7 protein-coding genes and 1 pseudogene are annotated in these 12,499 nt (G+C 42.1%); 6 read left to right on the forward strand and 2 right to left on the reverse strand.

Going from position 1 to position 12,499, the window contains the following annotated elements; all coding sequences use genetic code 11:
* Positions 1 to 5: 5 nt before the first annotated feature.
* The 6 genes and pseudogenes from RCZ04_RS01560 to RCZ04_RS01585 all read left to right on the forward strand — a co-directional run.
* Positions 6 to 461 (forward strand): hypothetical protein, encoded by a 456-nt coding sequence (locus tag RCZ04_RS01560; RefSeq protein WP_460484177.1) that lies wholly within the window; start codon positions 6 to 8, stop codon positions 459 to 461.
* A gap of 415 nt (positions 462 to 876) precedes the next feature.
* Entirely contained in the window at positions 877 to 3,126 is a 2,250-nt protein-coding gene (locus tag RCZ04_RS01565; RefSeq protein ID WP_460484178.1) for a GH92 family glycosyl hydrolase, read from the forward strand.
* A gap of 11 nt (positions 3,127 to 3,137) precedes the next feature.
* Positions 3,138 to 5,297: a PepSY domain-containing protein gene (locus RCZ04_RS01570; RefSeq protein WP_460484179.1), complete on the forward strand. Its 2,160-nt coding sequence runs from the start codon at positions 3,138 to 3,140 to the stop codon at positions 5,295 to 5,297.
* A 14-nt stretch (positions 5,298 to 5,311) separates the two neighbouring features.
* On the forward strand, positions 5,312 to 5,950 hold the full coding sequence (locus RCZ04_RS01575; RefSeq protein WP_460484180.1) for a CBS domain-containing protein: 639 nt from the start codon (positions 5,312 to 5,314) through the stop codon (positions 5,948 to 5,950).
* A 28-nt stretch (positions 5,951 to 5,978) separates the two neighbouring features.
* Positions 5,979 to 6,779, forward strand: a complete 801-nt coding sequence (locus tag RCZ04_RS01580) for a porin family protein (protein WP_460484181.1) — start codon at positions 5,979 to 5,981, stop codon at positions 6,777 to 6,779.
* A pseudogene (locus RCZ04_RS01585) lies at positions 6,724 to 7,113 on the forward strand (porin family protein); the annotation flags it as partial. The gene RCZ04_RS01580 and the pseudogene RCZ04_RS01585, both read left to right, overlap by 56 nt.
* Before the next feature lie 104 nt (positions 7,114 to 7,217).
* Here the strand turns inward: RCZ04_RS01585 and RCZ04_RS01590 are convergent.
* Together RCZ04_RS01590 and RCZ04_RS01595 are read right to left on the reverse strand one after the other, a co-directional pair.
* Positions 7,218 to 8,264 carry an endonuclease/exonuclease/phosphatase family protein gene (locus RCZ04_RS01590; protein WP_460484182.1) on the reverse strand — a complete coding sequence of 349 codons (1,047 nt, stop codon included), beginning with the start codon at positions 8,262 to 8,264 and terminating at the stop codon, positions 7,218 to 7,220.
* Positions 8,265 to 8,645: 381 nt separating this feature from the next.
* Complete coding sequence (locus RCZ04_RS01595) at positions 8,646 to 11,369, reverse strand: penicillin-binding protein 1A (RefSeq protein ID WP_460484183.1); 2,724 nt, start codon at positions 11,367 to 11,369, stop codon at positions 8,646 to 8,648.
* Between the last annotated feature and the right edge of the window lie 1,130 nt (positions 11,370 to 12,499).

The raw sequence follows: 12,499 nt of genomic DNA on the forward strand, positions 1-12,499 counted from the left end.
TTATAATGAAACTCTTCTCTCAAAATCTTATTATTACAATTATTTGTTTTGTGCTTTATGAATATTTAAGTCGATACATCTCTGTTTTTACAGAAAATATCAATAATATAATAGGACTATATTACTTTTCATCTCTGATTGCCAATGTGATAGTAGCATTTCCTATAATCGTAGGGAATACCTTACTAACCGATGGGAAAAACTATTGGCAAAGACTTTCAATAAAAGGAAATATCATAGAAGCCTTGATTGTGGGAGTATTGCTCTGTTTATCACTATCAATACTTTTTACTTTCTACTATCCTGCTTTCTTGCAGTTTTTGTACCAAGAGAGCAGTAGGTTGTTTATAGCTATTTTCTTTATTGAAGTCTGTACAAGAGTGTTTTTTTTTGCAGACTTAGGGACTATATGCAATGGGGGGTACTGCGTATCGCCTTATTATATGCAGTTATCACTATAGGTATCGATCTTATAGGTTCGTTCAAATACTTGCTCTCTCCTCCAGCTGACTTAGTGTTTTATTTTTACCTTGGCTACTTTATCAATTTTGTTTTTACTTGGTTCATGGCAGGCTTTTACTTTTGGCTTTACGCTGAATGGAAGTGCAATTTTTGGCTAATATTATTAGTGCATATACTTATAAGAGCTTATGAGATATTTGCCTTTGGTGGAGGTCTTAATAACTATATAGCTTTACTTTTTAAAGCACTACCTGCAGTTGCATTAGTAATAGGAACTATTATCTATAGAAAAATAAAAAAACAAAATTTAGTGGTAAAATACTTTTGGTAGAGCGTTTTAAACGCCTTTTTATTGCTTTTTTTATTGCTATTTCATACCTTTGCCCGCTGACAAGTTATGACAAAACTCAAATAATGAAAAAATATCTTATCCTTTTAGCTGCTTCCGCTATGGGCTCTGTGCAAGCTCAAAAACAACCGGTGGATTATATCAATCCGCTGATAGGAACGTCTAACTTTGGGGCGACGCACCCTGGGGCGATTGCACCTCGCGGGATGCTCAGTATTTCGCCTTTTAACGTGGCGTTTGACACTACGGGCGTAAAAGCACCGCTCGAAAAAGACAGCCGTTGGCTCTCCAACCCTTATGTGAATGAGAACAAGTTCTTTACGGGACTTACGCACGTGAACCTCAGCGGGGTAGGTTGCCCTGAATTGGGGGTGATCATCGCAATGCCTACTACGGGTAAACTGCAGGTAAACCACCTGAATTACGGTTCTACTTACACTCAAGAGGTGGCCAAAGCGGCTTACTACAGCAACTTCCTCACCAAATACAACATCAAAACCGAAGCCACGGCCACCACTCGCGCAGGGATTACGCGTTACCATTTTCCTAAAGGAGAAGCCAATTTGCTCATCAATTTAGGACTTGGACTTACTAACGAGAAAGGTGCAATGCTCAAATTCGTATCACCTACCGAGGTAGAGGGAATGCGAATGGTTGGGACTTTCTGCTACAACAGTCCGGAATTGGCTTACCCTGTATATTTCGTTGCCAAAGTGAACAAAGTAGCCCCATCGTACGGCATTTGGCATCAACCTGAAGTGCATAAAGGCGTGGAAGCCCAATGGATGTGGTACAACGGCGAGACTCGCCTCAAAGAAAAATTTGCCCGCGAAGTGGTGGGCGACAGCATAGGTGCGTATTTCCGCTACAAATTCGACAAAGATGAGGTAGTAGAACTCAAAGTGGGCATCTCGTACGTGAGCATTGCCAATGCCCGCGAAAACCTCGAAAAAGAAATAGGCAACCGCACTTTCGACGAAGTGTACGCCGCTACTCGCCAAAACTGGAACGAACAACTCCGCGCTCAAGTGGAAGGCGGTACCGACGAACAAAAAACAATCTTCTATACGGGTCTGTATCACGCGCTTATTCACCCTAATCTCCTCAACGATGTGAATGGCGATTACCCTGAAAGTACCACTAACAAAATAGGCAAAAACAACCAGCGTTACACCGTGTTCTCCCTATGGGACACTTACCGCAACTATCACCAATTGCTCACCCTGCTCTACCCCGAACAACAATTGCAGATGGTGCGCACAATGCTCGACATCTACAAAGAAAGCGGTTGGTTGCCCAAATGGGAGCTCAACTCTACCGAAACCTTCACGATGGTAGGCGACCCTGCCAGCATTGTGTTGGCAGATACTTATTTGCACGGCCTTACTGATTTTGACATCAATACCGCCTACGAGGCGATGCTCAAAGGGGCGAATACTTTGGAAGGCAATCCTATACGTCCAGGAGTAAAAGAGTATTGGAAACTCGGTTACCTCAGTGTAGATGGGGGCGTAAAAGGACCTGTTTCCACCACTCAAGAGTACAATATCGCCGACTTTGCCATTGCACAAATCGCCAAAAAGCTCGGTAAAAAGTCCGATTTTGAAAAATTTAGCAAGCAATCGCTCTCTTATCGCAAACTTTTCGACAAAGGAACCCACTTATTGCGTCCACGTCACGCCAATGGCAAGTGGTATGCGCCTTTCAACCCCGAAAGTGGTGCTAATTTTGAAGAAAACGTAGGCTATATTGAGGGCAATGCGTGGCAGTACGTGTATATGGTGACCCACGATATAAAGGGAATGATCAAACTAATGGGCGGTGAAAAGCCTTTTGAAAAACAGTTAGACCATATATTCGACAGCAAACAGTACGATATGGCCAACGAACCCGATATTGCCTATCCATACCTCTACAACTACCTCAAAGGGCGCGAATGGAAGACCCAACAAAAGGTAGATGAGCTCATTAAGGAATACTTCCAAAACAAACCCGCTGGACTCCCAGGTAATGAGGACACAGGCGTGATGTCGGCTTGGCTTATTTACGGAATGACAGGCTTTTACCCTATCACCCCAGGTGACCCTGTATACACTTTCACCTCGCCTAAGTTTGAGAAAATCACCCTCAAACGCAACCCGCAGTACTACCCTGCCGGCGACCTCGTAATTGAAAGCAATGCTTCGCCTGAGAACATTTACATCAAAAATATATACATTGATGACAAACCTTACAAATCGTACTTTATCACCCACGAACAGTTGAAAAACGCGAAGAAAATAAGGTTTGAGTTAATGAGCAAATTAGGAAATTAGCAGATTAACAAATGGCGCGCAAACTTCACCTCATATTTTCCCTGATTGCAGGGGTATTTATACTGCTGGGAGCTCTTACGGGAGCTATCTTGGCGGGAGAGACATTTTATAATAAAACTTTGCCTTACAAGAGTGCCGAGTTTGAAAGCACTACCCTTGCCCAAACGGTAGTAGCATTGAAAGAGAAAAAGATAGATGCTCTCAAACTCACAGTAGACCGCAATGGTTTTGTGAAAGTGGAGACCGCTGAAGGCAAAACGATCTTCATTCATCCTAAATCAGGGGAAGTAATGCAAGGCAAATACAAGACACCTAAGTTCTTTCAGGTAGTAAAAACTCTGCACAGGTCGCTTTATATGGGTAAAACAGGACGCGTGATTATGGGCATTACAGCACTGTGTTTCTTCGTAGTAGCCCTTTCTGGACTCTGGCTCATAGTGCGCAAACAGAAGTTTTGGCACCGCTTTTTCCATAAACTCCCCAAAGAGAATTTCTATAACCACTATCATACGTCCTTAGGTCGTTGGGCATTGTTGCCTATTGCTATTGTGTGCCTTACAGGAGTGTATATGGGCTTAGAGACCATAGGCGTATTTCCGAGATTCAAACCCAAACACAAGTATGATGTAAGTACCCTAAAAGAGACACCTATAAAACCCTTAAAAGACTTTATCGCCTTTCAAGTACCACTTTCTGAAGTGCGCCGAGTAGATTTCCCCGCTTTTGAAGATGTAGAAGAGGTTTATAAGGTAGATTTCATTGATAAGAATGTAGTGGTCAATCAGTTTACAGGAGAGGTGATAAGCACGTCTACTTCGCCTTATAAAAGTTTAATGTATTTAGTGCGCACATTACACGTAGGCAAAGGGAATGTATTGTGGTCAAGCGTTTTGTTGCTTACCTGCTTGGCAATATTATTCTTCATCTATTCCGGATTTGTGATTACCCTACGCAAATGCCGTAAGCACACTAATAATCCATTTGACAAAGACGAATGTGAGTACATACTCTTAGTAGGCTCTGAAGGAGGTACTACTCGTAAATTTGCGTGCTTGTTGCACAACGAACTGTTGCGCGTGGGTAAACGCTCTTATCTCACCGATATGAACGCTTACACCTCATTTGCCCAGATGCAACAATTGGTAATTTTCACTTGTACATATGGCGATGGGGAAGCCCCTATCAGTGCGGTGCGCTTTGTGGAACTTTATCAGAAAACACTCCCAACACAAACGTTTCAGTATGCTGTGGTAGGTTTTGGTTCTACGCTCTATCCTGATTTCTGCAAATATGCTAAAGAAGTAGATACTTTGCTTGCACAAACACCACAAGCAGAGGTGAGCACTCCCCTACACACTATTGATCAGCAAGATTTTGAGTCTTTTAAAGAATGGGCAAAAGCGTGGGCAACAACACAGAACCTACACTTGCAGCTTCCCGCTAATTTCTCAGCACAGCCCCAACGGAAAGCTGTAACATTCAGTATAGTAGCTAAAACCCCTGTGATGGACGATGCAATTTTCTTAGTGCGGTTACGTCCGCTCAAAAAAGTGCGTTTCACCTCAGGAGACCTCTTAGGCATCACCCCAACCGACCAGCGAGAACGGCTCTATTCGGTAGTGAGATTGGATAATGATATATTGTTAAGCGTGAAGCTACACCTGCAAGGGGTGGTTTCTAATATGCTCAACGATTTGCCTATAGGCGAAGAGATACAAGGTAACCTGGTTGAGAACAAGCATTTTCATTTCCCTAAAAAAGCACCTCAAGTGGTGTGTATCGCCAATGGTTCGGGGATGGCGCCTTTCCTCGGAATGATTGCCCAAAACACTAAGAAGAGACCCATTACCCTCATTTGGGGTTGCCGTCGCGAGGCAGCTTTAGAGATTTATCGTCCGTATATTGAGCGGTTTACCAAAGAAGGGAAACTCAAAACCTATTGGCAAGCCCTTTCACAAGAAGGAGAAAAGTTCTACGTGCAGGACATCTTGAAACGCGAGGCGCTTTTCTTTGCCAATTTGCTAAAAAACAAAGGCGTGGTGATGATTTGCGGTTCTATTGCAATGCAGAAAGCCGTAATGGAAGTATTAGAAGCGATTTGCCGAGAGCATTTGAACAAACCACTGAGTTACTATCAAAACAAAGGGCAAATTAGAAGCGACTGCTACTAATTGTTGATTGAAAAATGAAACCACATATTTTACATATCACTTTTGATACTTCTATCGAAGAAGCACTTTTGCTTTTTGAGGCGCATTCTGTTTCTGCTTTGCCTGTATGCGAGAGCAGTTCTTTTATAGGGGTGCTAAATAAAGAAACGGTAGAACAAGCCCCTAAAGAAGATTTGGTAGGCGATTATCGCTATGCCTTAGAATACTATTCTGTTCCGCTGACGGCTATGTGGGATACTGTGATAGAATCTTTTGCACTCTACCAAACCGATATGCTACCGGTAATTGACGAGAACCAACAATTTATTGGCTATTATAGCTTAAATGACTTTTTAAAACAACTCTCTAAAACGCCATTTATACAAGAGACGGGTCGCGTAGTTGTATTGCAGAAAGATGCTCATAGCTATTCTTTTACTGAAATCAGTAGGATAGTAGAAGAAAACGCGGGTATACTCTTAGGGCTTTATCTCTCCAATCGAACAGAAGGCTATGTACATATCACACTCAAACTACTAACAGAACACCTTTCGGATATACTGCAAGACTTCCGTAGGTACGGTTATGTTATTCTCACCGAGAAAGATGACGACCATTACCGACAAGAACTCAAGGATATTTCTGACTATTTTGAAAGATATTTGGACATTTGAGCTAAGAAAGAGATAAATAACAGATACTATGAAACGGCTATTAACAATTATCGCATTTTTAAGCATTTCAGCTCTTAGCTATAGCCAAGTAGCCATAGGGGTGAAAGTTGCTAACCCGCTTACAGCAGTTAATGTAATGAAGAACCAAACAGCAAATACTCCTAAGAGAATTAGAAACGGAGGGGGTATTTTGGGTGAGTTCTATATGGGGGCTATTAATGTAGGAGCTTTTATGCGAGTGCCTCTAAAAACGCATTGGGCACTGCAAACAGAAGTTCTATATAAACGTGAAGGTGTTTGGTTTTTTCATCAAGAGGAAACGGTAGAAGAAGAAACTGCTCTTTTTATAGATCACGGAACCTACGATTTTTGGTATGCTGAGGTTCCTATCCTGTTACAATGGGAGGGAAAACGCACCGTAAGAGGATTTGCTCAATTAGGAGTGTCTCCTAAATTCTTAACATCAGCAAAGTATTCTGCCGTTTTAGAAAGAGGTTACCATAATGTAATCAGCTCTTTCAATACAGTTGTTCTAAATTTTAATATAGGCGGAGGTGTTCTATGGAATAGAAGAGATTGGGTCTTTACCCTTGATGGAAGACTCTCTACTAATCTTACACCTCTTACTTCTGAAAAAAACACTCCCGATATTGATTTTAGCAAGGTACGAAACTATTATTTTGCAATGTCATTAGGGGCAGGCTATAAACCTTTTAAAAAGAAAGATAGGCTAAATCCTCCTACTGAAGAAGTAGTACCTGCCATACCTACTGATAGGTATTGCGCCCAAAATCTTACTTTTGGCGTCTTATTCTCAAAAACAATTTAGTGAGAAGTATAAAATGACCGACTATTTTAATAAAGCTATGCTCAGTTTGCACGTAGGTGGCGGGGCGTTGTTTGATTTCCCAAAATGGATACTTACCATTGACGGTCGCTTTTCTACAAACCTTACTCCTCTTACGAATATAGATTTTACACCTCACCTCTATTTCAAAGACGCTAAGAGTTATTATTTTGCTATTTCAGCAGGTGCAGGCTTAAAACTCTCTAAAAGAAAACCTTTACAAGAGCAAGAGCCCCCTGTAGTAGCTCCACAACCTGAGACTACCACCCCTGTAGAAGCCCCTACTGAGGAAGCAACAGAGGTTAGAGAAGAATAATTTTTCTCTTTTAGATAACAAATATCCCTTATAAACAGAGACTGTCGAAAATGTCTAAAACATTCCCGACAGTCTCATTTATTAACATTTCCAACATTATGCCTTTATTTTAGCTCTCTGATAAGATACATATACACAGGAAAGTGGTCTGAATATCCCCAAGTGTAATTGCCATTGCTCATACTCCGGAAAGGATAACCCTTATAGCGCCCCTTGGGGTTTGCTAAATACGGGCGATTGAATATTCCCGCCTTCCAATAACGGTAACTGCTCTTGTCCTCTTTTAGCAAATCATAAGTAAAGTAAAACTGGTCGAACAAGTTCCAACCGTCCTGATAGGCTAACGAGCCCAATCCTTTCTTCAGCATTGCTTCCATAGGGTTAAACAGTTCTCCTTGTTTTACATCTTCTTTCTTATCCTTAGTCTTTAGCACATTCTTAAAACCCGAGTTAATAGGGTCATCGTTAAAGTCGCCCATTGCTATGACCTTAGCATTAGGGTCTTTACTCAGGAGTGAATCTATAATCTTCTTGTTCAAAGCAGCAGCTTTCTCGCGACTGGGTCTGCTTTTTGCTTCTCCTCCCAAACGTGAAGGCCAGTGGTTTACAATAAAATGTATTTCTTCACCATCCATCTCACCACTCACTAACAGCTGGTCACGTGTGTAAAGAGGCTTCCCGTCCTCTTTAGTCAGGTATAAAGGGTGAGGGAAAGACGATGTGGGTTTAAAGACGCTCTTTTTGTAGATCAGAGCAACGTCCACCCCACGAGCGTCAGGCGATTCATAGTGTACAATGCCATAATTATATTTCTTCAAATACCCAGTATTGATAAGTTCTCTCACTACCGCTTCGTTTTCTACTTCCACAAGACCTACTATGTCAGGGGCGTGTTTGGTAACATCACTCCCTATCTCCGAAATTACCTTCGCAATCTTGTGCACGTGGTCGTTATACACCTTGCTCGTCCACCGGTCTGCCCCCTCAGGAGTACGGTCATCGTCAAACTTATGAGGGTCGTTAATCGTGTCGAAAAGGTTCTCTACATTGTAAAAAGCAATGGTTCTCACAGCAAACTTCTTTTTCTCTTGTGCGTTTATGTAAGGCGTCATCAAGATGAATGACACCATTAAAAATACAATTCTTTTCATTTATATTAGTTTTTATTCGTTAGTCTTTAGTTGTTACAATCTCTTATCAAACTCCCTTAAACATCTTATCCTCCCTAATTTCACAATATGAATCAAAAGTTAAAAAATAGTAATATTTGATTTTACAACAGTATATTGTTGCTTTTGCGTCACACACTCCCCCTTTGAAGGTAGTCTGCGAGAGCAGAGTATGTGAATAGGGGGGATGTTTGTCACATTTCCCGTCTCTACAATTCCCCCTTTTGGAGGTAGCCAGCGAGGGCTCACAGCTGGGTATGTGCACTGCCAGAGCGGAGTATGTGAAGGGAGGAGGTTTATAATTAATAAATTAATCCAACCCTTAATTTGTATTCTCTCATTTAGTTATTCTGTCGTGCTACCCTAATCGCCTGTCGTGCTACGACTAAAAATCCTATTTAAAAGCCCTTTTTTCTTGTCTTTTTCCTCCTGTGTGGCAGTTTGTGTGCTTGGCGCTGTGGCAGGTGTATTTGCTGGGTTTACCACATCGTCTACCGATATCTCTTCCTCATCTTCCACATCGTTTAGCTTACCTTTGCGCTCGTAAATCCGGTAATGCACATCTCCTGCTCTTATCGTGTCTTTGGGCGTACTACTCAACAAGCGGTCAATAAAACCTTCACGCACAACAGGCTCGCATTCCGTTACCTCCGTGCGTACTTCTTCACTCACCCCAAAGGTAGCACGCGTTAAGTTTTTGTATTTGCTGTTGCGGTTCAGTTGCGACACAAACAAAGCTGCGATAGGCAGTGCCGAATTGGCTCCCTGTCCCAAACGCGTACTCTTGAACCCTATCTGTTGGTCGTTACCCACCCACGTAATCATCACAAGGTTCGGTAGCATTCCCGCAAACCAACCGTCTTTATTGTCTTGGGTCGTACCAGTCTTACCCGCAAGGTCGTTTGTAAGTCCGTATTGTCCACGCATACGCGCTGCCGTACCTTCGTTTACGGTCGAACGCATCAACTGTATCATTATTTGGGCAGTGCGTTCACTCAATGCCGGAGCTAACTTTTTAGGCTTGTGCTCCCATATCACTTCTCCTTTCTTGTTCTCTATTCGAGTGATAAAATAAGGCTCTACCGGCACTCCTTTGTTGGCAAAAGCCGTATAAACCTTAGCCATTTCTATCACCGGTAGTTCCGCCGAACCCAATGCTATCGAAGGTACATTCGGTAGCGGAGATGTAATACCTAACTGTCGCGATTTCTTTAACACGTTTTTAAGCCCTGCGTAAAAAAGCGTTTGTACCGCTACAGTGTTTAATGATTCCCGCAATCCCTTGCCTACTGAATAGTATATATTGGGGTCATCATCAGTCTTCGAAGCGTTCCGTGGCGACCAATATTCGTAATCAGCATAGGTCAGTGGCAACGGCGAAAAATGCGTGCACACTGGCATTCCCATCTCTAAGGCAGTTGCGTACACTATCGGTTTAAAAACTGACCCCACTTGGCGTCGGCTCTGTAGGATATGATCGTATTTAAAGTAACGGAAGTCTGCTCCGCCCACATAGGTCTTTATCGCCCCCGTTTGTGGCTCTACACTCACAAATCCCGTATTGAGTATGCGTATAAAACGCGATAAACTGTCCAATGTACTGTGGCTTTTAATACTGTCTTCAGTATAGAGAGATAAATCCATCGGCTTCTTCTCACTCAGCTTCGCCCATATCTGCGCTTCCGAAAGTTTTTGCTCTTCCAGCTCCTTATAGGCAGGTAACTTCTTCACCTCTTCCTTAAACCAGTCGCTGTCCAAGTTCCAAGGCGCACGCTTGCCATAAGTCTGTTCAAAGTCTTTTTGCAATGTAGGCAAGTGCTTTTCCACCGCTTGCTCAGCATATTCCTGCATTGTCTTGTCAATCGTCGTATAGATGCGCAAGCCATCTTTGTAGATGTTATAAGCCGAACCGTCCGGCTTCTTCACGTCTTTTAGCAGTTCAGGCAACAACAAGCGTATTTGCTCTACAAGATAAGGCGCAACCCCCTCTTTTTCAGCCGTAGTTGCCGTCGTTTTAAGCGTGTCTCGAGTATGAACCTTAAAGTCGTCTTCAGTCAGCAAATTGTTCTTCTTCATCTGTGCCAACACCACATTACGGCGCTCTTCACTGCGCTTGGGCGAAGTACGAGGGTTGTAACTATTCGTCGCTTTGAGCGTACCGATAAGCGTTGCCGCCTCGTTAAGCGTAAGGTCTCTGGCTGATTTGTCAAAAAATCGTTGTGCCGCACTCTCTATCCCATAAGTATTATCGCTAAAAGGCACAGTATTCAGGTAGAGCGTCAAGATTTCCTCCTTGCTATACACCTTTTCAATACGTTTGGCAATAATCATCTCTTTAACCTTGTGTATAGGCATTGAAAGCTTCCCGTAGCGCTGTCCACGTCCGTAGATGTTTTTAGCCAACTGCATAGTAACCGTACTTCCACCCCCTGATGAGTCGTCTTGCAAGAGTAGTGATTTAAAGAAAACCCTAAACAAACTCTTGGTATCTATCCCACTGTGCGAGTAAAAACGCTCATCTTCAGTAGCAATAAGCGCATTGATAAGATAAGGAGGGAAGTCTTTGTATTCAATTTTAGTACGGTCGAAGATATAGAATTTCCCTATCAATTGGTTCTCGTAATCGTAAACAAGACTCGCTTCCGATTGGCTCAACTCTTTCAAATCCTCCTCCGTAGGCAACTTGCCAAAAGCCCCAAAGTAAACTAACAAGATGAGTAACAATATGCCCGCTACGCCTAATCCAATCGGGATACCTATCCATTTCAGATAAAACTGATAAGGCTTAGCCCTCAACCATTGCCAACTCCGGTTGAAGATATTGCCCGTATACACAATCTGTTCCCGTTCCTTTTTCGGAGCGTTTTTTCTATTCTTATATCCTTGGTAAAGCCTAAAGATACCATAAGGTATTATGAGCAAAGCAAAGATACACACTGCCCAAAGCACTTTCAAGGCATAACGTAGTAATTTATATACCATCGAAGCCAAAGCAATACACCCCTCTAACAATCGCGATAGTAGGGTCGCAAGCGCAAGACCTCCTTGCGCAAGTAGCTTCTTAAACGATATATTTTTCAGATTCATACTTAGGTTTAATGATATTCAAAGTACAAAAGTACGACATAATTTTCAATTAACAAAGAACCCTACTATTTTTCTTAATCGCAAAAAGCACCAAACAAGATTTTCACATCATCTTATCATCACTTTACATTCATTATTTGTTCGTCATTTATTCCCTTTTCCGTTCCTACACTCCCCCTTTGAAGGAAGTCCGCGATAGCGGAGTATGTGAATAGGGGGGATGTTTCTTTCTCTTTCCCATCACCACACTCCCCTTTGAAGGAAGTCCGCGAGAGCGGAGTATGTGAGAGGGGGGGATGTTTTTCTCTCTTTTTTCCGTCGCTACACTCCCCCTCTCCGAGGGTAGTCAGCGAGCTGGCGTAGCTGAGTATGTGTATTAGGGGGAGGTTATTTTCTTTTATTCTTTATCTACCTGTACGACTCGCACCATCTTTGCCGTCGCATCTCCCCCTTTGAAGGTAGCCAGCGAGGGCTCACAGCTGGGTATGTGCACTGCGAGAGCAGAGTATGTGAATAGGGGGGATGTTTTCTTCGTCATTCACCTCTCGTAATTTGTAATTCGTAATTCGTCATTAGTTCTTTTTTCTTTCGCCTCGAAACCCTATTTTTAACCTTTTTGGCATTATTGTATTACAGTATGAATCAATTACTTACATAGCCGTTGTATAACAATCGTCCAAGATTCGTATAAGCTTCCTATAAGCTTTGTATAAGCTAAGCATACCTATTTTACCTCTTATCTTTTACCTTTTACCTAAAAATCCCCTTCCGTTCCCTTTCTCTATCTTCCGCTCCCCTCAACTATACAGCTCACACCCCAAAATTATCCAACTTATTTTCAAGGCAGCGAAGCTGCCAATTTTCTTTCAATTTTCCAACTAATTTTTTCCCAAATTTCTGCACCTTTAGGTGTACTCCATTACACACTTTGCCAAAGTTTCAAACTTTGGCAAAGTGAATCACCTTTCTTTCATTTGCAAAATTTCTAATTTTCTAATTTCCTATGTTGCTCTCACTGTTCTTAATTTACTTTTTTATTCTTTCTCCTCTAAAAAATATTATTTGCCAATCGTCACTTTTTATTTATTTTTTTGCTTTCAGAAATATTTAACAATCAAAATATTATATTT

This window comes from Capnocytophaga sp. HP1101 (assembly GCF_054772415.1).

Bases quoted from the DNA above. Each gene is read 5' to 3' on its own strand.
- RCZ04_RS01560 (WP_460484177.1), top strand. From the start codon at position 6: ATGAAACTCTTCTCTCAAAATCTTATTATTACAATTATTTGTTTTGTG.
- RCZ04_RS01565 (WP_460484178.1), top strand. From the start codon at position 877: ATGAAAAAATATCTTATCCTTTTAGCTGCTTCCGCTATGGGCTCTGTG.
- RCZ04_RS01570 (WP_460484179.1), top strand. From the start codon at position 3,138: ATGGCGCGCAAACTTCACCTCATATTTTCCCTGATTGCAGGGGTATTT.
- RCZ04_RS01575 (WP_460484180.1), top strand. From the start codon at position 5,312: ATGAAACCACATATTTTACATATCACTTTTGATACTTCTATCGAAGAA.
- RCZ04_RS01580 (WP_460484181.1), top strand. From the start codon at position 5,979: ATGAAACGGCTATTAACAATTATCGCATTTTTAAGCATTTCAGCTCTT.
- RCZ04_RS01590 (WP_460484182.1), bottom strand. From the start codon at position 8,264: ATGAAAAGAATTGTATTTTTAATGGTGTCATTCATCTTGATGACGCCT.
- RCZ04_RS01595 (WP_460484183.1), bottom strand. From the start codon at position 11,369: ATGAATCTGAAAAATATATCGTTTAAGAAGCTACTTGCGCAAGGAGGT.